General features: G+C 67.5%; 18 protein-coding genes, 1 tRNA gene and 2 pseudogenes. 4 read left to right on the forward strand and 17 right to left on the reverse strand.

Annotated features, from left to right (window positions below; genetic code table 11):
- From I71_RS01845 to I71_RS01865, 5 genes and pseudogenes are all read right to left on the reverse strand, one after another.
- Positions 1 to 518, reverse strand: a pseudogene (locus I71_RS01845) (hypothetical protein); the annotation flags it as partial.
- A gap of 294 nt (positions 519 to 812) precedes the next feature.
- On the reverse strand, positions 813 to 1508 hold the full coding sequence (locus tag I71_RS01850) for a response regulator transcription factor (protein WP_042689463.1): 696 nt from the start codon (positions 1506 to 1508) through the stop codon (positions 813 to 815).
- 126 nt (positions 1509 to 1634) lie between these two features.
- Positions 1635 to 3953, reverse strand: a complete 2319-nt coding sequence (gene ptsP / locus I71_RS01855) for a phosphoenolpyruvate--protein phosphotransferase (protein WP_375731163.1) — start codon at positions 3951 to 3953, stop codon at positions 1635 to 1637.
- A 2-nt stretch (positions 3954 to 3955) separates the two neighbouring features.
- Positions 3956 to 5077 carry a nitronate monooxygenase family protein gene (locus tag I71_RS01860; protein WP_042689466.1) on the reverse strand — a complete coding sequence of 374 codons (1122 nt, stop codon included), beginning with the start codon at positions 5075 to 5077 and terminating at the stop codon, positions 3956 to 3958.
- Between the two features lie 57 nt (positions 5078 to 5134).
- Positions 5135 to 6370 (reverse strand): aspartate kinase, encoded by a 1236-nt coding sequence (locus tag I71_RS01865; protein WP_042689470.1) that lies wholly within the window; start codon positions 6368 to 6370, stop codon positions 5135 to 5137.
- A gap of 183 nt (positions 6371 to 6553) precedes the next feature.
- On the opposite strand from I71_RS01865, the gene ubiG reads away from it, so the two are divergent.
- A complete protein-coding gene (gene ubiG / locus I71_RS01870) occupies positions 6554 to 7336 on the forward strand; it encodes a bifunctional 2-polyprenyl-6-hydroxyphenol methylase/3-demethylubiquinol 3-O-methyltransferase UbiG (RefSeq protein ID WP_042689472.1) in 783 nt (260 codons plus the stop codon).
- Positions 7337 to 7387: 51 nt separating this feature from the next.
- On the opposite strand, the gene I71_RS01875 is transcribed toward ubiG, so the two are convergent.
- The 11 genes from I71_RS01875 to I71_RS01920 all read right to left on the reverse strand — a co-directional run bounded on the left by I71_RS01875 (position 7388) and on the right by I71_RS01920 (position 15568).
- Entirely contained in the window at positions 7388 to 7930 is a 543-nt protein-coding gene (locus I71_RS01875) for a Uma2 family endonuclease (RefSeq protein WP_042689476.1), read from the reverse strand.
- A 147-nt stretch (positions 7931 to 8077) separates the two neighbouring features.
- A complete protein-coding gene (ptsN, locus tag I71_RS01880; RefSeq protein WP_042689479.1) occupies positions 8078 to 8536 on the reverse strand; it encodes a PTS IIA-like nitrogen regulatory protein PtsN in 459 nt (152 codons plus the stop codon).
- Between the two features lie 34 nt (positions 8537 to 8570).
- Complete coding sequence (gene hpf, locus I71_RS01885; RefSeq protein ID WP_042689482.1) at positions 8571 to 9161, reverse strand: ribosome hibernation-promoting factor, HPF/YfiA family; 591 nt, start codon at positions 9159 to 9161, stop codon at positions 8571 to 8573.
- 152 nt (positions 9162 to 9313) lie between these two features.
- A complete protein-coding gene (rpoN, locus tag I71_RS01890; RefSeq protein WP_042689487.1) occupies positions 9314 to 10933 on the reverse strand; it encodes an RNA polymerase factor sigma-54 in 1620 nt (539 codons plus the stop codon).
- A 33-nt stretch (positions 10934 to 10966) separates the two neighbouring features.
- Entirely contained in the window at positions 10967 to 11758 is a 792-nt protein-coding gene (lptB, locus tag I71_RS01895) for an LPS export ABC transporter ATP-binding protein (RefSeq protein WP_042689490.1), read from the reverse strand.
- Positions 11755 to 12636 carry an LptA/OstA family protein gene (locus I71_RS01900; RefSeq protein WP_042689493.1) on the reverse strand — a complete coding sequence of 294 codons (882 nt, stop codon included), beginning with the start codon at positions 12634 to 12636 and terminating at the stop codon, positions 11755 to 11757. Before I71_RS01900 ends, lptB begins: the two co-directional genes overlap by 4 nt.
- The gene (lptC, locus tag I71_RS39340; RefSeq protein ID WP_244433566.1) at positions 12633 to 12872 is read right to left on the reverse strand and encodes an LPS export ABC transporter periplasmic protein LptC; all 240 of its coding nucleotides are present in this window, start codon (positions 12870 to 12872) and stop codon (positions 12633 to 12635) included. The genes I71_RS01900 and lptC overlap by 4 nt, the downstream gene beginning before the upstream one ends.
- Positions 12872 to 13396, reverse strand: a complete 525-nt coding sequence (locus I71_RS39345; protein ID WP_244433567.1) for a hypothetical protein — start codon at positions 13394 to 13396, stop codon at positions 12872 to 12874. The genes lptC and I71_RS39345 overlap by 1 nt, the downstream gene beginning before the upstream one ends.
- Before the next feature lie 52 nt (positions 13397 to 13448).
- Positions 13449 to 14489 carry an SIS domain-containing protein gene (locus I71_RS01910; RefSeq protein ID WP_244433568.1) on the reverse strand — a complete coding sequence of 347 codons (1041 nt, stop codon included), beginning with the start codon at positions 14487 to 14489 and terminating at the stop codon, positions 13449 to 13451.
- Between the two features lie 246 nt (positions 14490 to 14735).
- Complete coding sequence (locus I71_RS01915; RefSeq protein ID WP_042689496.1) at positions 14736 to 15362, reverse strand: ribonuclease D; 627 nt, start codon at positions 15360 to 15362, stop codon at positions 14736 to 14738.
- A 119-nt stretch (positions 15363 to 15481) separates the two neighbouring features.
- Positions 15482 to 15568: transfer RNA gene (locus I71_RS01920), tRNA-Leu, on the reverse strand.
- A gap of 299 nt (positions 15569 to 15867) precedes the next feature.
- Here I71_RS01920 and I71_RS01925 point away from each other — a divergent pair.
- Both I71_RS01925 and I71_RS01930 read left to right on the forward strand, forming a co-directional pair.
- A complete protein-coding gene (locus tag I71_RS01925; protein ID WP_042689500.1) occupies positions 15868 to 16839 on the forward strand; it encodes a complex I NDUFA9 subunit family protein in 972 nt (323 codons plus the stop codon).
- Between the two features lie 225 nt (positions 16840 to 17064).
- Positions 17065 to 18252: an MFS transporter gene (locus tag I71_RS01930; protein ID WP_042689503.1), complete on the forward strand. Its 1188-nt coding sequence runs from the start codon at positions 17065 to 17067 to the stop codon at positions 18250 to 18252.
- Positions 18253 to 18255: 3 nt separating this feature from the next.
- On the opposite strand, the gene I71_RS01935 is transcribed toward I71_RS01930, so the two are convergent.
- Positions 18256 to 19056, reverse strand: coding sequence for an undecaprenyl-diphosphate phosphatase (locus tag I71_RS01935; protein WP_042689507.1), 801 nt, complete (start codon positions 19054 to 19056; stop codon positions 18256 to 18258).
- Between the two features lie 388 nt (positions 19057 to 19444).
- Here I71_RS01935 and I71_RS01940 point away from each other — a divergent pair.
- Positions 19445 to 20560: pseudogene (locus I71_RS01940) on the forward strand (NAD(P)-dependent oxidoreductase); the annotation flags it as partial.

Genomic DNA, 20560 nt, shown 5'->3' on the forward strand with positions numbered 1-20560 from the left:
GATGGCCCGCAGCGAGTTGAAGGTTTGTGCCAGCAGCATCGGGGCGGACAGCAGGAAATTCTTTTCCGCGGGCGGGCGATGCACATGATCAGCATCTCCACCCCCATGGCGATCTGCCAGCCGTCGATCAGCCGGGGCAAGGTCGAGAACACGAAGGTCCGGCGGTCGTAATCCGTGCGGAGCAGGCTGTCGGGACCGATGGCGATACGGCCGAGAAATCCGAATTTCGCACCGCCCGAGCTCAGCAGGATGCGAAACTCGTTCATGCCCGGCCTCAGCAGCGGATCCGGCAGCGGGACCAGCAGGGGGGAGGTCGACCAGCTGTCGGTTTCCGACTGCTCCCAGTCGCTGGTCGCCAGGAAGACATCGTTCAGAAGCACGGTGATGCGGCCCTGATAGGCCGGGATGTAGAGCGAGATCAGCCGGCCATTCTCCTCCTGCCGCTGAAAGGACAGGTGGAAGGCCGCCTTGCACCGGTCCACGCCGCGAAGCGGCGGACAGCGGTAGGGAAGCGTCACTCCGTCCGCGGCAGCCCCCCTCCACTGCGGGTGTCCGCGCGCTTTCCGCCGCCCCGCCGCCGTCGAGGCGAACGTCCTGGATGAACAGGGCGCCGACATCGGCCGGCAGATTGACGTTCCGGAAGATGAACCAGCCAAAGGACAGAGGCAGGAGAAGGCAAAGGAGGAGAAGACCATACCATGACCCGTTGACCCGGCCCGGCCGGGGAATGGCGCCTGCATCGGCGTTGTGCGAGAGAGCGGTCACGGTTCTGCCTCTGCCGATCAACCAAGCCACTCGGTTCCTCTCACGTCTCAAGAGCTGAGCGTGATGATCTTCTGATTGATCGCGGTGAACACTGCCTCGCCACGGGAATTGACTTCCAGCTTCCGGTAAATGCTCTTGATGTGGGTCAGGACCGTGTTGCGCGAAATGCCCAGCCTTTCGGCGATGTCGGCATAGGTGAGGCCCTTGGCGACACCCCAGAGGATATCGGTCTCACGCTCCGTCAGGGACGGCACGGACACCGCGGGGTCGCTGGCGGCAGGCTTTCCCTGGACCCGGCGCACGATGGTCCGGGCGATGGAGGTCGAGATCGGCGAGAGGCCGGCGACCAGATCCAGGACCGAGCCGACCAGATCAACCGCCCGCGAATCCTTCAGGATATAGCCCGCCGCCCCTGCCTCGATCGCCGCCAGGACGTTGCGCTCGTCGCCAAGGGCAGAGACGACCATGATTTCCATGGCAGGATAAAGCCGGCGGTTTTCGCGGATGAGGTCGAGCCCGCTGCCGTCGGGCAATCTCAGGTCGGTGACCAGCACCGCCGGGACCTGCTCGGCACACAGGATACGGGCCTGCTGCAGGGATTCGGCGACTCCGACCAGTTCCAGCCTGTCGGCCGCGCCCAGGATGGCCGCCATCCGTTCCCGGATGGGGGCGTCGTCTTCGACCAGCATGACCCGAATGCGGCAGGCCGCCGGCTCCGCTCCGTCCTCTGCGCTGTGCGACATGCCGGATGCCCCTTCTTCCCGACGGCAGGTCCGACCTGGACCTTTCGGTGTTGACTCTACGCGCCGGGAGGTCACAGGCCGCCGAAGCTGTCGATCCTGACCTGTCAGGCCCGAAAGCCCTCGGTATCAGATGATCACGCCATGGTCCTTGGCGAAGGTCTTCAGCTTGTCGCGCAGGCTGTGGTCGGCGCCGGTGTAGAGCCCGCTCATATATTGCCGCAGGGCGGCGACGTCGAGCGAGCGCAACATGGTCTTCACCGGGCCGACGGACGGCGGCGACATCGACAATGTGCGGAAGCCGACCCCGATCAGCGCCATGGCGTCGAGCGGCCGCCCCGCCATCTCGCCGCAGATGCTGAGCGACACCTTGTGGCGGGTGCATTCGTCGACCAGACGGCGCAGCACGCACAGCATCGACGGCGACAGCGGGTCGTAGCGGGTCGAGGTGCGCGGGTTGCCGCGGTCGGCGGCGAACAGATACTGGGTCAGGTCATTGGAGCCGACCGACAGGAAATCCAGCTTGGGCAGCAGGGCCGGAAGTTGCCACAACAGCGACGGCACCTCCAGCATGGTGCCGACGCGCAGGGTGCTGGGCGCCTCGATCCCCTGGGTGGCAAGACGCTTCAGCTCCAGCTCCAGCAGGCGGCGGGCACCATCGAACTCGGCGACCTCGGCGATCATCGGGAACATCACCGACAGCGGCCGGCCGGCGGCAGCCAGCAGCAACGCCCGCAGCTGCTGGCGCAGCAGCGACGGGTGATCCAGCCCGATGCGCACGGCACGCCAGCCCAGCGCCGGGTTCTCCTCCTCGCCGCCGGTCATGTAGGGCAGCATCTTGTCGCCGCCGACATCCAGCGTGCGGAAGATGACCGGCTTGTTGCCGACATCGTCCATGATGCGGGAATAGAGCGTGGTCTGTGCCGTCACGTCGGGGTAGGAGGAGCGGGACATGAAAGGGATTTCGGTGCGGTAGAGCCCGACTCCCTCCGCCCCGCTGGCGGTCAGGTGCGGCAGATCGATCAGCAGGCCGCAGTTCAGCTGGATGGAGATGGGCACGCCATCCCGCGTCACCGAGGGCAGGTTGCGGATCTCCGCATACATCTGCTCCTTGCGGTGCTGCAACGCCACCGCCTCGGAGAAGGCCATCTGGATGTCTTCGGCCGGGCGGATGAAGACCGACCCATGGTCGCCATCGACGATCAGCTGGTCGAGCGGCTCGATCCGGTTCAGCGCATCGGCCGCCTGCACCACCGGGATGTTCAGCGCGCGGGCGACGATGCAGACATGGCTGGCCGGCGACCCTTCCTCCAGCAACAGGCCGCGCAGGCGGGTGCGGTCGTAATCCAGCAGCTCCGCCGGTCCCATCGAGCGGGCGACCAGGATCATGTCGTCCGGCAGGGTGGCGCCGTCGGCGGTGCCGGTCTTGCCGGCCAGATGTTGCAGCAACCTGTTGGTCAGATCCTCGAAATCCATCAACCGTTCCCGGATATAGGGATCGGTCAGGTGGCTCATGCGGGCGCGGGTGTCGTTCTGCACCTGCTGCACCGCCGCTTCCGCCGTCAGGCCGACGCGGATCGCCTCGCGGATGCGCGACAGCCAGCCGCGGTCCTCGGCGAACATCCGGTAGGTCTCCAGGATGTCGCGCGGCTCGCTGAGGCCCGCCAGCGACGCCGCCTCCAGCAGGTCGTCGATGGCGCTGTGCATGGTCTGCAGCGCGGTGTTGAAGCGCTCCAGCTCCGCGTCGGCATCCTCCGCCACCATCTGGCGGACGGTCAGCTGCGGCCGGTGGATGACGGCAAGGCCCATGGCCAGCCCGGCGCTCATCGCCGTGCCCGACAGGCGGGCCGGCAGCAGCACGGGATCGCCGGTGGTGGTGACCTCCACCGGGTTGACCAGCTCGCTCTGCGCCACCAGCTCGGCGACGACCATGGCGATGGTCTGGAGGGTTTCCACCTCCTCCTCGACATAGCGGCGGCGGTCCTTGTGCTGGATCACCAGCACGCCGCGCACCTTGCTGCCGCGCAGGATCGGCACGCCGGCCAGCGACTGGAACGGGTCCTCTCCCGTCTCCGGACGGTAGGCGAAGCTGGGATGGGAGGGCGCGTTATCCAGCGCCACCGGGCGGGCGTGGCCAGCGATGTAGCCGACGATGCCCTCGCCCACCCTGAGCCTGGTGTTGTGGACGGCGGTCTTGTTGAGGCCCTCGGTGGAGAACAGCTCCAGCACCTCGCCGGCGCGCATGACGTAGCAGGAGCAGACATCGGCCTTCATCTCCGCCGCGATCAGCGTGACGATCTTGTCCAGCCGGTCCTGCCCCGTCCCCGATCCGGCCATGATGTCGCGCAGCCGGGCAAGCAGCCGGCGCGACGAGGTGCCGTCGAAACGGGGATGCACACCCCCGCCCATACCGCCGTCACCGGCTGCCGTGTCGAGGGTGTCGGTCATCGCTACAGCGCTCCCACCGTCGGCTCCGCCATCAGGCTTAACGATGCCTCATCCATCGCCCGCCGTGCCAGCGCCGATTCGGCCTGGGCGATCAGTTCGGCCAGGATGTCGGCCACCGGCTGTTCGCGGGTGACCAGCCCGACGCTCTGCCCGGCCATCAACGAGCCGTTCTCCACGTCGCCCTCGATCACCGCGCGGCGCAGCGCGCCGGCCCAGAAATGCTCGATCTCCAGCATGCCTTCGTCGCGGCTCATGGCGCCGGCATCGACCTTGGCGATGATCTCGCGCTGGAAGTCCATGAAACGCTTGGACGCATCGTTCGCCAGCGCCCGCACCGGGATGACCGGGAAGCGCGGGTCGATCTGCACCGACGGCTGGGCATCGCGGGCGGACGCCCGGATGAAGGCCTGCTTGAAATTGGGATGGGCCACGCATTCGGTGGCGCAGACGAAGCGGGTGCCGACCTGCACGCCGGAAGCACCCAGCTCCAGGTAGGAGAGGATCGCCTCGCCCCGGCCGATGCCGCCGGCGACGAACACCGGCACCTCGCGCAGGTCGGGCAGGATTTCCTGGGCCAGCACGGTGGTGGAGACCGGACCGATATGGCCACCGGCTTCGGTGCCCTCGATCACCAGCGCATCGGCGCCATGCTTCACCAGCCGCCGGCCGGCGGTCAGCGTCGGGGCGAAGGCCATCGCCTTGGCCCCGCCATCCTTGATGCGGCGCAGGGTGGCGCCGGACGGCAGACCGCCGGCGACCACCACATGGCCGACGCCCTGCTCGCGGCAGACATCGATCAGCTGGTCCAGCGCCGGGTGCATGTTGATGAGGTTGACGCCGAACGGCTTGCCGGTCAGCGCCTTGGTGCCGGCGATCTCCGCCGCCAGCTGGTCCGGGGCCATCGAGCCGCAGGCCAGCACGCCGAAACCGCCGGCGTTGGAGATGGCGGAGACCAGATGCCGTTCCGACACCCAGCTCATCGCACCGCCCATCACGGCGGTGCGGGTGCCGAGGAAGTCCCGGCCCCGCTGCCAGAGCCGGTCGAGCCGGGACTGGTCAAGACGGGACTGGTCAAGACGGGCTTGGGCCAATGCTTCCGCCGCGTGCGATGTGGCGTCGGTCATGGCCGGCCCTTTCCTGCTGTTGCGGTCCCCGGCATCCGGGTTCCCACCCACCTGCGATCAGGCGGCGTCCAGGCCGTAGGCGGTGTGCAGGGCACGCAGCGCCAGCTCCGCATACTCCTCGGCGATCAGGACCGAAATCTTGATCTCCGAGGTCGAAATGACCTGGATGTTGATGCCCTTGTCGGCCAGCGCCTTGAACATGCGCTGGGCGACGCCGGCATGGCTGCGCATGCCGACGCCGATGACCGACACCTTGACCACGTTGGCATCGGAGACGATGCGCTTGTAGTTCAGGGTCGCCTGCGCATCCTCCAGCACCTTCACGGCGCGGGCCAGATCGGCCTTGCCGACGGTGAAGGTCATGTCGGTGGACTTGCCGTCCTCCGACACGTTCTGGACGATCATGTCGACGTTGACGGCACTGTCGGTCAGCGGACCGAAGATGGCGGCGGCGACGCCCGGACGGTCGGCGACGCCGACCAGCGTGATCTTCGCCTCGTCGCGGCTGTAGGCGATGCCGCTCACAACTTCCTTTTCCACGATCTCGTCCTCGTCAACAACCAGGGTTCCGGGAAGCGCGCTGCCCGCCGCCGCTTCGAAGCTCGACAGCACCTGCACGCGCACGCGGTGGTTCATCGCCATCTCGACCGAGCGGGTCTGAAGCACCTTGGCCCCCTGCGAGGCCAGCTCCAGCATCTCCTCGTAGGTGATCTTGTCGAGCTTGCGGGCCTTGGAGACGATGCGCGGATCGGTGGTGTAGACGCCGTCCACATCGGTGTAGATGTCGCAACGGTCGGCCTTCACCGCCGCCGCCAGCGCCACCGCCGAGGTGTCCGAGCCGCCGCGGCCGAGCGTGGCGATGCGGCCCTGCTCGGACACGCCCTGGAAGCCCGCGACCACGGCGACTTCGCCGGTCTGCAGGGACTTTTCCATTTCGGTGGTGTCGATGGAGACGATGCGCGCCTTGCCATGCGTGTCATCGGTGCGGATCGGAACCTGCCAGCCGGCCCAGGAGCGGGCGGGAATGCCGAGAGACTGCAGGGCGATGGCCAGGAGACCGGAGGTCACCTGCTCGCCCGAGGCGACGACCGCGTCATATTCGCGGGCATCGTGCAGCTTGTCGATGTCGTTGCAGTATTTGACGAGCTGGTTGGTCACGCCGGACATCGCCGACACGACGACGGCGACCTGATGCCCCGCCTTCACCTCTTGCTCGACCTTTCGGGCCACGTTCTTGATGCGGTCGATGTCGCCGACCGACGTGCCTCCGAACTTCAGGACGATCCGCGCCATACCTCACACCATGTCTGGCCGCCCGGTCATATCCTCTGGATCATGCCATCAGGATCATGCGGGTCGGCTGAGCGCACCCCCGCTCCACCGTTGCCGGCGCGGGGCGGCGTATCCATACTCCGTCGCTGGAAGCGAGGCAAGTTGCCCGCACCCGTCCCGCCTCACAGTTTACGGATTTTCACCATGACCGCCTCATCCTCCGCCTTCCCGCACGCGTCCGCAACCCTCCCTGCCGGCGGAACCGTGGATCCGGAGGATGTCGCCCGCTTCTCCGCCATCGCCGCCGAATGGTGGGACCCGACCGGCAAGTTCAAGCCGCTGCACCGGCTGAACCCGCTGCGCCTGACCTACATCCGCGATGCGGTGTGCAAGCGGCTGGGCCGCGACCCGCTGGCGCCGAACCCGCTGGCGGGGCTGCGCATCGTCGACATCGGCTGCGGCGGCGGCCTGCTGGCCGAACCGCTGGCACGGATGGGGGCCACGGTGGTCGGGGTCGATGCGTCGGAGAAAAATATCAAGACCGCCGCCACCCATGCCGCCGAGAGCGGCACGCCCGTCGATTACCGCGCCACCACCGCCGAGGCCCTGGCCGCCAGCGGCGAGACCTTCGACGTGGTGCTGGCGATGGAGGTGATCGAGCATGTCGCCGACGTATCCCTGTTCGTGAAGTCGCTGTCGGAGCTGCTGGCCCCCGGCGGCGCGCTGTTCCTGGCGACGCTGAACCGCACGCCGAAATCCTTCGCGCTGGCCATCGTCGGGGCGGAGTACATCCTGCGCTGGCTGCCGCGCGGCACCCACAACTGGCGCCAGTTCCTGCGCCCGTCCGAACTGAACGCCATCGTACGCCCGTACGGGCTAGGCGTACGCGACCTGACCGGCATCACGTACAACCCGCTGAGCGACGAGTTCCGGCTGAACGCGCGCGATCTGGACGTGAACTACATGGGCTGGGCGGAGCGGGTGTGAGGGGACGGTCCAGAGCCGGGAGAGGGGCAGTTTCAAAAGCGCCGACTGCCCTCAATCCTCGTAAACCGCGTCCAACGGCAGAGAAAGGTCCAACGCGGCCAGCATGACCGGGCCGTCGCGCACGACATCGACGGTCCAGCCGCTGCCGTCGCGGCGGTACACCTCGATCAGACGCTCCGACTGCGAGACGAGGACGATTTCACGCAGGGACGGGATTTTCTGATAGTTGGTCCGCTTTTCGCGGCGGTCGATGGCCTCGGTGCTGTCGGACAGCACCTCGACGACCAGAACCGGGTCCTTGACCACATAGGGGTCGTCGTCAGCGGCACAGGTCGCCACGATGTCGGGATAGTAGTAGGCGTTCGCCGCCTCCACCCTGACCTTCACATCGTTGGTGAAAGCATCGCACCCACGACGCAACGCCGCCTGCCGGATCGCATAGCCCAAGCGCGCAACGATCCGTGCATGGTTCAGGCTTCCCCCGACCATGGCGAAGATCTCGCCATCGACATACTCGTGGCGGACCTCGGCGCTGCGTTCGGCGGCGAGGTAATCCTGCGGCGAAATCCAGGGCTTGCGCTGTGCGTTTCCCATGGCCTTGGCCCCCGTCAGACAAGTCGGCTCGGTCCAGTGTAGCAGCCCGTCTGTCCCGACACTAATTGGTGTTGAAGCGCCAAAGAAAAAGGGCCGCGCACGAACATGCGGCGGCCCCTTGGCTGTCTGCCCCTCACCGGCAACCCGTCAGTTGGACGGGCTCGGCTCGTGCTGGGTCAGGAGCGCGTACATCGCGTCCCCCGACTGGGCTCCGCGCAGTTTTTCGCACATGGACTGGTCCCGCAACAGGCGCGAGACGCGGGCGAGCGCCTTCAGATGGTCGGCTCCCGCCTGTTCCGGGGCGAGAAGGAGAAAGATCAGGTCGACCGGCTGCTCATCGATCGCATCGAAATCGATGGGCCGCTCCACGCGGGCGAAGACGCCATGGACGCGGTCCAGGCTGGGCAGCTTGCCGTGCGGGATGGCGATGCCATGGCCCACGCCGGTCGTGCCCAGCCTTTCGCGCTCCAAAAGCACGTCGAAGATCGCCCGCTCGTGCTGACCGGTCAGCTCGGACGCTTTGCGCGCCATCTCCTGCAGGGCCTGCTTCTTGTTGCCGGCCTTCAGGTTCGGGAGGATGGCGTGCGGGGAGATGAGGTCGAGCATGACGCTTCTGGACCAGAGGGACGGGTCGGCGCCGTCAGGCGCCGGCCTTCTCCGCCGGGTCGACCCAGCCGATGTTCCCGTCGGCGCGGCGGTAGACCATGTTCAGGCGGCCATGCGCACCGTTGTGGAACATCAGGGCGGGAGCCTGCGCCAGCTCCAGGCGCATCACCGCCTCGCTGACCGACAGGGTGGCGATGCTCGTCTCCATCTCGGCGACGACCATCGGGTTCGCGGCGCCGTCGGCCGCAGCCTCGGTCTCTTCCTGATGCTCGTCGGCCTCGGCCTCCAGCACCCGGTAGCTCGCCGGGATGGCGGCGCCGTTCTCGACGGCATGGTGGTCGCGCAGGCGGCGCTTGTAGCGGCGCAGGCGCTTGGCCAGCTTTTCGCAGGCGATGTCGAAGGCCGGGTAGGGTTCGGTGGCGTCGCCGGCACTCTGCAGGACGATCCCGCGGCCCACATGGACCTGGATGTCGGCCTTGTAGAGGTGCGCGTCCTTGGTCAGGACGACGTTCGCCTCGATCGGCTTTTCGAAGTACTTGCCGACCACGGCGTTCAGGCTGTCGGCCACATGGGTGCGCAGAGCATCACCCACATCGAGCTGCTTGCCTTTGACGGAGAGTTGCATGGTGGAACGTTTCCAATATTGGTCCGCTGGGGACGGTGTAGACACGACGTTCTAAGATGCCGGGTTCAAAGATGCTGATCCGCCGCTTGCGGGCCGGGACGATAGGGAAGGGTCACCGGACTGTCAATCGAGCCCTCCCCCAATGGACCCGCCTACATGCGTGACATCTTGGCACGGCGCCGCTGCACCGATGACGGTATTTTCATCGCTTCACGATACTTCGCGACCGTCCTTCGCGCAATGTCGATCCCTTCCGCCCGCAGAATCTCCACCAGTTTGTCGTCGGACAGCACGTCGTCCGGCTTCTCCGCATCGATCATGGTCTTGATGCGGTGCCGAACCGCTTCCGCGGAATGGGAGGCCTGGCCGTCAGCCCCCTGGATGGCGGAGGTGAAGAAGTATTTCAGCTCGAAGACACCGCGCGGGGTCGCCATGAACTTGTTGGTGGTGACGCGGCTGACGGTGCTCTCATGCATGCCGATGGCCTCGGCGATGTCGCGCAGGATCAGCGGCCGCAGGTGCGAGACGCCATGGATGAAGAAGGCATCCTGCTGGCGGATGATCTCGCTCGCCACCTTCAAAATGGTGGTGGCGCGCTGGTGAAGCGATTTCACCAGCCAGTTCGCCGACTGGAAGCGCTCGGAGATGTATTCCTTGTCGGCCTTGTTGCGGGCGCTGTCGGAGATGCGGGCGAAATAGCGGTGGTTGACCAGCACGCGCGGCAGCGTGTCCGGATTCAGGTCGATCAGCCAGCCGCCGCCGGGGTTGGCGCGCATCAGGATGTCGGGGGTGACCAGCTGGGCCGGGGTATGGTCGAAGGCCAGCGCCGGCTTCGGGTTCAGCTTGCGGATGTCGGCGACCATGTCGGCGACATCCTCGGCATCGACGCCGCAGACCTTCATGATGGCCGGCAGGTTGCGCGCGGCCAGAAGCTCCAGATTGTCGAGCAGCGCCGCCATCGCCGGATCGAGCCGGTTCTTCTCGCGCAGCTGAATCGCCAGACATTCCTTCAGCGAGCGGGCGAAGATGCCGGGCGGGTCGAAGCGCTGGCAGGCGGCCAGCACCCGCTCCACCCGCTCCACACCGCAGCCCAGCTGCTCGGCCATCGCCTGGGCGTCGAAGCCGATCAGCCAGCCGGCCTCGTCCAGCATGTCGATCAGCGCCAGTCCGATCAGCTGGTCGCCATGGTCGGGCAGGTCGATCTTCAGCTGTTCGGTCAGGTGGTCGCGCAGGTTCTTTTCGCTGGTCAGCGTCGCTTCGAGATTGCTGTCGTCATCCTCGAAGCCGCTGCGGCCGCCGCGCTCGCCATAGGAGCCATAGACCTCGCTGCCGCCGTCCGAGCCGTCGGAAAATCGGTCGTCGCTGTAGACATTCTCGAAATCGGTGTCGAGCGGCGCCTCCGACGAAGAGGCCAGCGTGTCCGACGAGGTCATCTCGACCGTGTCGCGGGTGCGCCCGTCGCCCGGAGCCAGGGCAGGCCCGTCATCGCGGCCGTTCAGCCCGTCGGCGCTGAGGCCATTCGCCTCCATGCCGCCGGGACCGTCCAGCCCGCCCGGCGCCTCGCCGCCGGCACCGTCGCCCACGACGGGATCGCTGCCGCCATCGGCCGGGCCGCCATCGCGTTCCAGCAGCGGGTTCTGCTCGATCTCGCGGTCGACGAAGTCCGACAGTTCGATGTTCGACAGCTGCAGCAGCTTGATGGCCTGCTGCAGCTGCGGCGTCATCACCAGGGTCTGGGCTTGTCGAAGGTCGAGACGTTGAGCAAGCGCCATGGCTGTGGAACCGGGACCAGTGGAAACGGAGGGCTACAGACTGAACCGGTCGCCGAGATAGACCCGACGCACGCCCTCGTGCGCCACGATCTCGTCCGGCCGTCCCTCCATTAGTACCACACCATCGTGCAAAATGTATGCCCGATCGACGAGGTCCAATGTTTCACGCACATTGTGGTCGGTGATCAGCACGCCGATGCCGCGGTCGCGCAGATGGCCGACCAGCTCGCGGATGTCGTTGACCGCGATGGGGTCGATGCCGGCCAGCGGCTCGTCCAGCAGGATGAAGTGGGGCTGTCCGGCCAGGGCGCGGGCGATCTCCACGCGGCGCCGCTCGCCGCCCGACAGCGCCAGGGCGGGAGAGCGGCGCAGATGCGTGACCGAGAATTCGGCCAGCAGCTCGTCCAGCATCGCCTCGCGGGCGTCGCGGTCGCTCTCCACCACCTCCAGCACGGAGCGGATGTTGTTCTCCACCGTCATGCCGCGGAAGATCGAGGCCTCCTGCGGCAGATAGCCGATGCCGAGCCGGGCGCGGCGGTACATCGGCAGGGCGGTGATGTCCTGGCCGTCCAGCGTGATCGTGCCGGAATCGGCGGCGATCAGGCCGGTGATCATGTAGAAGCAGGTGGTCTTGCCGGCGCCGTTCGGGCCGAGCAGCCCGACCGCCTCGCCGCGCTGGACGCCGATCGAGACGTCGCGCACCACCGGCCGCTTCTTGAACGACTTGCCGAGATGCTGCGCCACCAGCCCTTCGGTCGGGGCGGGGGCGGCGGCGATGCTGCCGGCGGGAGCGGCGCCGGGTCCGTTGGCGGTCAGCACGGTCACGGCTTCTTGCCCGCGGGGGCGCCGGGCCCGTTCTTTTCACCGGGAATCAGCAGGCCGCTGACCCGGCCGCCGGCGTCGCGGCCGGCGATGACGCGGTTGATCTTGGTGTTCATGTTCATCTCGGCGGCTTCGCCGTTCAACTGGTTGTCGCCGCGGGTGATCTTCACGTTGCCGATCAGAACCGCGACATTGTCGGCAACCGAATAGACCAGCTTGTCGGACAGCGCGACGTCGGTCGGCGTGGTGACGATGATGTTGCCGGAACCGTCGATCCGCTCCATCTGGGTGGTGCCGTCCGGCATCTTCTTCAGCCGGCCGATCAGCACGTCGGCGCGCAGCCGGTCGTTGCCGCGCACCGCCACCGCGTCGCCGCGCGCCACGGTCAGGTCCTGCGCCTCGTAATATTCCAGGCTGTCGCGGGCGGTCACCACGTCCTTGGTGGTGATCAGCTTCAGATCCTTGCCGGTGACGACGGCGATCTGCTTGTCGACGTCATAGACGCCATGGTCGCCATAGACCTGCTGGTTCGGGCTGACGATGCGGACATTGCCGTCGGCGACCAGCTGGAACACCTCGTTGCCCTTGCCGGGGACCTCGCGGTAATAGGCGGTCAGCACGTCGGCAAAGACGGTCGACTCATTGCGCTTGGCCGACGCATTGCCGCGCGCCACATAGGCGCGGACATCCTGGTGCCATTCGATCGCCTGGTCGGCGTTGATCTCCACCGGCTGCTTGCCGCCCATGCCGGGCAGGCCCTGGGCGAAGGCCGCCCCCGGAACCAGGGACGCAAAAGACAAAAACCCGCCGGCCAGGATGGCCGACAGGGTCAGGGCGGTACGAAATGGGGCGGTACGGACTGGCGACCGTTTGGACGTCACGGCTTCTTGCTCCCGGGGCGTTCGGCGGCCTGGACCTCGGCCTTCGACTGGTTGAGGAAGACGACATTCTTGCCGCGGTCCGTCATGCGGAAGCCCTTGGCGTTGATCTCGCCCTGCGGACCCTGGCCGGTCACCGCCTGGTCGCCCCAGGCGTTGCCTTTGCGGATGTCGGCCTCGGCCTCGCTGGTGGTGAACTCGTTGCCGTCGTCGCGCAGCACATGCACGTTGCCGCGCATCAGCAGGATGCCGGTGCTCTGGTTGTACCAGCCCCTTGTCGGACCGCATGGTCACCCCAGGTGCCGGTGGTCTCGGTCATCTCCGCCTGCGGCTCGTCCAGCAGGACGATGTCGGGCTGGTCGGTCGACTTGTCGGCCTTGGCCGCCACCAGCGAGAAGGGCTGGTTGTGTTCGTCCAGGCTGAAATAGCGCGGCTTCAGCATCTCGCTCTGCCCGGCATCGGCGGTGACGCGGGCGCTCTGCGGGCTGTTCAGCGACGGCCATGCGGCCAGCAGCGCCACCATTGCCAGCGCCGCCGCCGGCAGCACGAACTTCATTGCGGAAACGAAACGGCTGTAGACCCGGCTGACCGGACGGGTGTCGCGCCGCCGGTGCGCCCGCAGCGCCGCCTGCGGCTCCGCCGAGGCGGACAGGCGGCGGGGGGCGGCGGACACCTCCATGGCGGCCCCCTCCCTGGTCGTCGGGGCGGATGCGGTGCGGCCGGCTGCCGTACGGTCGGGGCTGCGCAGGTCGTCCAGGCTCAACTCTTCGTCCCTCCGGCTCGGCGCTTGGCTTCCATCATGGACAGGACAATCGTCAGGCCGCACCGGCGCGCAGGACATCGTGGATGTGCACGATGCCGAGCGGCCGGTCGGCCTCGATCACGAACAGGGTGGTGATCTTCTTGTCGTTCATCTCGCGCAACGCCTCGACGATCAGCGCCTTGGGGCGGATGGTCTTGGGCCGCGGCGACATGATGCTGTCCGCGCGTTCCGCCAGAAGCTCCGGCGTCAGATGACGGCGCAGGTCGCCGTCGGTGATGATCCCGACCAGCGCCCCGGCATCGTCGGTCACCCCGACGCAGCCGAGCCGCTTGGCCGTCATCTCGAAGATGACGTCGGACAGCGGCGAGTCAAGACGGCACAGGGGCAAATCCTCGCCCTTGTGCATGATGTCGGTGACCTTCAGCAATGCGCGGCCCAACTGGCCGCCGGGATGGAACTCGCGGAAATCGGCGGCGGAGAAGCCGCGCCGTTCCAGCAGCGCCACCGCCAGCGCATCGCCCAGCGCCAGCATCATGGTGGTGGAGGTGGTGGGCGCCAGACCCAGCGGGCAGGCCTCCGGCTCCGGCGGGATGACCAGCGCCACGTCCGACTGTTCGGCCAGGGCGGAGGCGGCACGCCGCGTCATGCCGATCAGCGGGATAGCGAAGCGGCGGGTATAGGCGATGATGTCCGCCAGCTCGTGGGTCTCACCGGAGTTGGACAGCGCCACCACCGCGTCGATCTTCGCGATCATGCCAAGGTCGCCGTGGCTCGCCTCGCCCGGATGGACGAAGAAGGCCGGCGTGCCGGTGGAGGCCATGGTGGCGGCGATCTTGCGGGCGACATGGCCCGACTTGCCCATGCCGGTGACGACCACGCGGCCTTCGATGCCCTGCAGGATGTCGAGCGCCCGCAGGAACGCGCCGTCGAGGCTGTCGGCCAGTGCCAACAGCGCATCGGCCTCGGTCCGCAGGACGCGGGTGGCACAGGCGAGATCGCGGTTCTCCACCGGGCTGGACCCGGCCGGAGTGGCGGCGCTGTCGGTCAGGCTGCCTGTCTGGCTCGACGTGATAACACTGGTCAAGGCTGTCATGCCTTCCATTCGCAAGGCCCGGCGATGGGCTGTTCACAAGCACGGCGCCTGCCCGGATGGCTCCGGGACAGGCGCATCGTGCAGTATGCCCACCGGCGGACGCCGGGTCAAATCAACGGCCGGTCAGGGGCGGAGTGTCGCATCCGGCTCCCTCTCCCGCCTCTCGCACAAACTTCGTTTGTGCTGACGGCGTCAGGCGGATCGAAGATCCGCTGAGAGCCGCGGCAGAGGGCCACGATCCCGCTGTCAGTGCGCCAGAATGTCCGGGGTTTCCCAGCCGCCGAGGTCCAGCTCGCCGCGGGCGGGCAGGAAGTCGAAGCAGGCCTGGGCCAGATGGGTGCGGCCCTCGCGCGCCAGCATGACGTCCAGCTTCGCCTTCAGGTCGTGCAGATGCAGCACGTCCGACGCGGCGTACTTCATCTGGTCGGTGGTCAGTTCGGCAGCGCCCCAGTCGGAGGACTGCTGCTGCTTGGAGATCTCCACGCCCAGCAGATCCTTGCACAGATCCTTCAGGCCATGGCGGTCGGTGAAGGTGCGGACCAGCTTGGAGGCCACCTTGGTGCAATAGACCGGCTGGCAGCTGACGCCGAGATAGGCCTTCATCACCGCCACATCGAAGCGGGCGAAGTGGAACAGCTTGGTCACGCCGGGGTTCGTCATCAGACGCTTCAGGTTCGGCGCCTCGTACTGGCCGGGACGGAACTGCACCAGATGGACGGCACCGTCGCCGGCCGACAGCTGCACCAGGCAAAGCCGGTCGCGGTGGGGATTCAGCCCCATGGTCTCGGTGTCGATGGCGACGCAGTTGTCGCGGGCGCCGGCGGCGAGATCGAGGCCGTCGGGGAGATCGCCGTCATGAAGATCAATGGGCATGGTCGTTTCCCGGTGGTCAGGCCCCCGGCCACGGACCCTAGAAACGACGAACGCCGCTCTGCACTGTCTCCCTCTTGATTGAAGGAGCTGTGCATGCGGCGCAGCCGGGTAGAAAGAAATGGTGCCCAGGAGAAGACTCGAACTTCCACGACATTTCTGCCACAGGTACCTGAAACCTGCGCGTCTACCAATTCCGCCACCTGGGCTCGGTGCTCGGTGTGTGGGCGGTTGTTTAATGATCCGGCCGGGGGGCGTCAACAGCTTTTTTCCGACCCCTTCATTTTTTTGCCGCATCGCGGGTTTTCGCACCAACGCCGGCGGGCGCGGCGATGCAGTCCCTAGCTTGGCGGCGGTCCATTCGCTATAAGCATCCCCGCAGTTCCAGCAGTCCTCATATGGCGACACACAGTCGGACGACGCGCGGGGGCGCGCGCAACGGAAGATCCGCGGAAAATCCGCTGCGCAAAGCCCCGGTTCCGGCGCGCAACGACACGGGAGACGGTCGATGTCCTATCGCACTCAGGTTATCACGGTGTTCGGCGGTTCGGGCTTCATCGGCCGCCACCTGATCCGGCGCCTCGCCAAGTCGGGAGCCCTCATCCGCATCGCCACCCGCAACCCGGGCAAGGCCGGCTTCCTGAAGACGGCCGGCGCCGTCGGCCAGATCGTGCCGTTCGCCACCGACTGCACCAACGACCTGTCGGTCGGCCGCGCCCTGCAGGGGGCGGACATCGCCATCAACCTGCTGGGCGTGCTGTACGAGCGCGGGAGCCAGAGCTTCCAGGGCGTGCATGTCGACGCGGCATCGCGCATCGCCCGGCTGGCCGCGGCCAACGGCGTCAACCGGCTGATCCATGTTTCCGCCATCGGCGCCAACGCCTCCTCGCCGTCGGTCTATGCCCGCTCCAAGGCGGCCGGTGAGCAGGCGGTGCTGTCCGCCTTCCCGGCGGCGACCATCCTGCGCCCCAGCATCGTCTTCGGGCCGGAGGACAATTTCTTCAACAAATTCGCGGCGATGGCGCAGAAGGCCCCGGCCCTGCCGCTGATCGGCGGCGGCAAGACCCTGTTCCAGCCGGTCTATGTCGGCGATCTGGCCGACGCCGTCGTTGCGGCGCTGGACAGCGATGCCAGCCGCGGCAAGACCTATGAGCTGGGCGGCCCGCGCGTCTACACCTTCCGCGAGCTGCTGGACCTGACCCAGAAGGCCATCCTGCGCCACCGGCCGCTGGTGACCATCCCCTGGAACGCCGCCGAGTCGCTGGCCGGCATCCTGGAGAAGGTTCCGGTGCTGGCACCGGCGCTGACCCGCGATCAGGTGGCATTGCTGAAGCAGGACAATGTCGTCTCGCCGGGCGCGCTGGGCTTCAAGGATCTGGGCATCGCCGAGTTGGCGTCCTGCGAGGTGATCCTGCCGACCTATCTGTCGCGCTTCATCGTCGGCGGCAAGTTCAGCGGCCAGACCAACAGCGCCCACTGAGCGGTCCGACAGCCGGACCATCCGGTCCAGTGCCTCCCGAAAGCCCCGGCCCCAGTGCCGGGGCTTTTCTTTGCCCCCGCTTGCGCCCCGCTTGCGTCCAGGCTGCGGATGCGGCGGCAGTGCGGAGTTCCCGGCCCCGCCCGGCATGGCACGCCTGCCCCATCGCCGCTTGAATTCCGCCGCCGCCGCCGTCATCTGGGCGGTTCAACCATGGCGGGAACGGTGATGACGGGAGCAGAGGATATCCGGGACGTGTCGGGACGGATGGCGGAGCAGGCATCGGCCGCGCGCTGGGCCACCGTCGCCGCCTTCTTCCTGAACGGCACCGTCTTCGGCGTGTGGGCGACGCAGATCCCGCTGCTGAAGAACCGGCTGGACCTCAGCCCGGCGGTGCTGGGTGCGGCGCTGCTCTGCCTTGCCGTCGGCGCGCTGACGGCGATGATCGCCAGCGGGCCGCTGCTGGGGCGGCTGGGCAGCGCACCGGTGACGCGGGTGACCGCGCTGCTGTTCGCCGGGCTGCTGCCGCTGCCCGCCCTGGTGCCGGACGTGGTGTCGCTGTGCCTCGTGCTGGCGCTGTTCGGCGCATCGGGCGGCACCATGGACGTCGCCATGAACGCCCAGGGCGCCCTGGTCGAGCGGCGGATCGGCCGCCCGATCATGTCGTCGCTGCACGGGATGTGGAGCCTCGGCGGGCTGGCCGGTGCCGGGCTGGGCGGGCTTCTGCTGCCGCTGATGCCGGCGGCGGCGCAGGCGGGACTGGTGTCGGCCGGGCTGCTCGCGCTGTTCCTGGCGCTGCAGGGGCGCCTGCTGCCCGACCGCAATGCCGGCGGCGGTGGGCTGGTGCTGCCCGACCGCAAGACCATTCTGCTCGGCCTGCTCGCCGCCATGGCCTTCATGGGCGAGGGGGCGATCCTGGACTGGAGCGCCATCCATCTGCGCGACGATCTGGGTGCACCGGCCTCCATCGCCGGCATGGGGTTCGGCGTGTTCTGCGCCGCCATGGCGGTCGGGCGGTTCAGCGGCGACCGGCTGCGCCACCGCTTCGGCGGGGCGACGCTGATGCGCGCCGGCGGGGTGCTGGCCGCGGGCGGGCTGGGGTTGGTGCTGGCCGGCGGACCGGTCGTGGACGGAGTGCCGGTGCTGGCGATGGTCGGCTTCGGACTGACCGGGATCGGCCTGTCGAACATCGTCCCGGTGCTGTTCAGCACGGCGGGGGCGGTGGACAGCCGTCATCCCGACCATGCGGTCGCCGCGGTGTCCACCATGGGCTATGCCGGCGTGCTGGCCGGTCCGCCGCTGGTCGGCTTCATCGCCGAGGCCACCAGCCTTGCCACCGCCTTCGCGATGATCGCGCTGCTGGCGCTGGGCATGGCCGCCGCCGCGGCCCGTGCGGTGCCGCGGCGGACCGGGTGAGGGTTACAGATACAGGAAGGCCAGCATGCCGGTGCCAACGGCGATGCGGTACCAGCCGAAGGGGGTGAAGCCGTAGCGGCCGACGAAATCGACCAGCGTCTTCACCACCAGGGCTGCGGCGATGAAGGCGGTGACGAAGCCGACCAGGATCAGCAAGCCGCTGTCCATGCTCATCACCGACCAGTTCTTGTAGAGGTCGTAGACGGTGGCGCCGGCCATGGTCGGCACCGCCAGGAAGAAGGAGAATTCGGCCGCCGCCTTGCGGTCGACGCCCATCAGCAGGGCGCCCAGGATGCTGGCGCCCGAGCGCGAGACACCGGGAACCAGCGCCAGGCACTGACAGAAGCCGATCTTCAGCGCCAGCGGGGCGGAGAAATTCTCGATCTGGTGATAGCGGGCGACCGGGATCAGCCGCTCCACCAGCAGGATGGCGATGCCGCCGACGATCAGCGCGATGCTGACCACGGTGGGGTTGAACAGCACCGACTTGATGATGCCATGCAGGCCGGCGCCCAGAACCATCGCCGGCAGGAAGGCGATCAGCACCGCCATCACGAATCGCCGGGCGCCGGGATCGTCCTTCAGCCCCGTGGCGACATGCCACAGACGCTGGAAATAGACGACGCAGATCGCCAGGATGGCACCGAGCTGGATCACCACCTCGAACACCTTGCCGGGCGGGCCTTCGAAGCCCAGCAGCTCGTCCAGCATGATCAGGTGGCCGGTGGAGGAGACGGGCAGGAACTCGGTCAGCCCCTCTATCAACCCCAGGAGGGTGGCGTCCAGATATTGATCGATCATCATCGCGGCACGCAGCCTTCGGCACGGTTGGATGTTGCCGCGCTTATAGCAGGGCGCGGTCCCGCTTGGCGATGGCGTGGGGTCGGTACCCCTCTTCGAGCGATAGTCTCGATTTGGGACTAATTTTCTGTCGCGTTTTTGTGACACCCTGCCGTTACGCTCACGCATTTCAGCCTTGCGGGAGAAAAGGTCAACAAACCGGACCTATCGGTGTTTTTGTGCTTTCGCACCAACGGCTCATGCGTTATATGACGAGCGTCCGCCACTTTGCGGACGTTCGATTTCAACCCAGCCGGTCGGTGTAGGCGAATGCCGCAGCCTCCGGTCAGGCCACCGTAAGGCGACCTCCCCGCGGCAGACGGCGGGGCCGCGAAGCGAAGGAGCAGACGTCATGGCGAACCAGAAAATGTTGGGCTTCGTGCACACCGCGCAGAAGATGCCCGACAAGCGGTCTGCCGCCGACCGCCGCCAGGACTTCGCCGAGATCTATGCCCGCTTCAGCGACGAGCGCGCGAACGAGCAGGCCAACCGCTGCTCGCAGTGCGGCGTTCCCTTCTGCCAGGTGCATTGCCCGGTCTCCAACAACATCCCGGACTGGCTGAAGCTGACCGCCGAGGGACGGCTGGAGGAGGCTTACGAGGTCTCGCAGGCCACCAACAACTTCCCGGAAATCTGCGGCCGCATCTGCCCGCAGGACCGGCTGTGCGAAGGCAACTGCGTCATCGAGCAGTCGACCCACGGCGCCGTCACCATCGGTTCGGTCGAGAAGTACATCAACGACACCGCCTGGGAGAATGGCTGGGTCAAGCCGCGCAAGCCGGCCCGAGAACTCGGCCTGTCGGCCGGCGTGATCGGCGCCGGCCCGGCCGGGCTGGCCGCCGCCGAGGAGCTGCGCGCCAAGGGCTACGAGGTCCATGTCTACGACCGCCACGACCGCATGGGCGGCCTGCTGGTCTACGGCATCCCCGGCTTCAAGCTGGAAAAGGACGTCGTCGCCCGCCGCGTCCAGCGTCTGGCCGATGCCGGCGTCATCTTCCATCCGAATTTCGAGGTCGGCCGCGACGCCACCCTGGCGGAGCTGCGCGAGCGCCACGTCACCATCCTGATCGCCACCGGCGTCTACAAGGCCCGCGACATCGAGGCCCCCGGCTCGGGGCTGAAGAACATCGTTCCGGCGCTGGAATACCTCACCACCTCCAACCGCGTCGGCCTGGGCGACTCCGTCGAGGCCTATGACAACGGCTCGCTGAACGCGGCCGGCAAGAAGGTGGTTGTNGCTCGGCGGCGGCGACACCGCGATGGACTGCGTGCGCACGGCGATCCGCCAGGGTGCGACCTCGGTCAAGTGCCTGTACCGCCGCGACCGCAAGAACATGCCCGGCTCGCAGCGCGAAGTGGCGCATGCCGAGGAGGAGGGCGTCGAGTTCGTCTGGCCAGCCGCTCCGGAAGCCTTCACCGGCACCGATGTCGTCACCGGCGTCCGCGCCGTGCGCATCCATCTGGGTGT

This window comes from Azospirillum sp. B506 (genome assembly GCF_000333595.1).
Taxonomy (GTDB): Bacteria; Pseudomonadota; Alphaproteobacteria; order Azospirillales; family Azospirillaceae; genus Azospirillum.

What these genes read in the sequence shown, in the direction of transcription:
- I71_RS01925 (WP_042689500.1), top strand. Translation starts at nt 15,868, where the DNA reads ATGTCCTATCGCACTCAGGTTATCACGGTGTTCGGCGGTTCGGGCTTC.
- I71_RS01875 (WP_042689476.1), bottom strand. Translation starts at nt 7,930, where the DNA reads ATGGGAAACGCACAGCGCAAGCCCTGGATTTCGCCGCAGGATTACCTC.
- ptsP (WP_375731163.1), bottom strand. Translation starts at nt 3,953, where the DNA reads ATGACCGACACCCTCGACACGGCAGCCGGTGACGGCGGTATGGGCGGG.
- I71_RS01860 (WP_042689466.1), bottom strand. Translation starts at nt 5,077, where the DNA reads ATGACCGACGCCACATCGCACGCGGCGGAAGCATTGGCCCAAGCCCGT.
- I71_RS01850 (WP_042689463.1), bottom strand. Translation starts at nt 1,508, where the DNA reads ATGTCGCACAGCGCAGAGGACGGAGCGGAGCCGGCGGCCTGCCGCATT.
- I71_RS01930 (WP_042689503.1), top strand. Translation starts at nt 17,065, where the DNA reads ATGACGGGAGCAGAGGATATCCGGGACGTGTCGGGACGGATGGCGGAG.
- hpf (WP_042689482.1), bottom strand. Translation starts at nt 9,161, where the DNA reads ATGCAACTCTCCGTCAAAGGCAAGCAGCTCGATGTGGGTGATGCTCTG.
- rpoN (WP_042689487.1), bottom strand. Translation starts at nt 10,933, where the DNA reads ATGGCGCTTGCTCAACGTCTCGACCTTCGACAAGCCCAGACCCTGGTG.
- I71_RS01935 (WP_042689507.1), bottom strand. Translation starts at nt 19,056, where the DNA reads ATGATGATCGATCAATATCTGGACGCCACCCTCCTGGGGTTGATAGAG.
- I71_RS01910 (WP_244433568.1), bottom strand. Translation starts at nt 14,489, where the DNA reads ATGACAGCCTTGACCAGTGTTATCACGTCGAGCCAGACAGGCAGCCTG.
- ubiG (WP_042689472.1), top strand. Translation starts at nt 6,554, where the DNA reads ATGACCGCCTCATCCTCCGCCTTCCCGCACGCGTCCGCAACCCTCCCT.
- I71_RS01915 (WP_042689496.1), bottom strand. Translation starts at nt 15,362, where the DNA reads ATGCCCATTGATCTTCATGACGGCGATCTCCCCGACGGCCTCGATCTC.
- I71_RS01865 (WP_042689470.1), bottom strand. Translation starts at nt 6,370, where the DNA reads ATGGCGCGGATCGTCCTGAAGTTCGGAGGCACGTCGGTCGGCGACATC.
- lptC (WP_244433566.1), bottom strand. Translation starts at nt 12,872, where the DNA reads ATGCGCGGCAACGTGCATGTGCTGCGCGACGACGGCAACGAGTTCACC.
- ptsN (WP_042689479.1), bottom strand. Translation starts at nt 8,536, where the DNA reads ATGCTCGACCTCATCTCCCCGCACGCCATCCTCCCGAACCTGAAGGCC.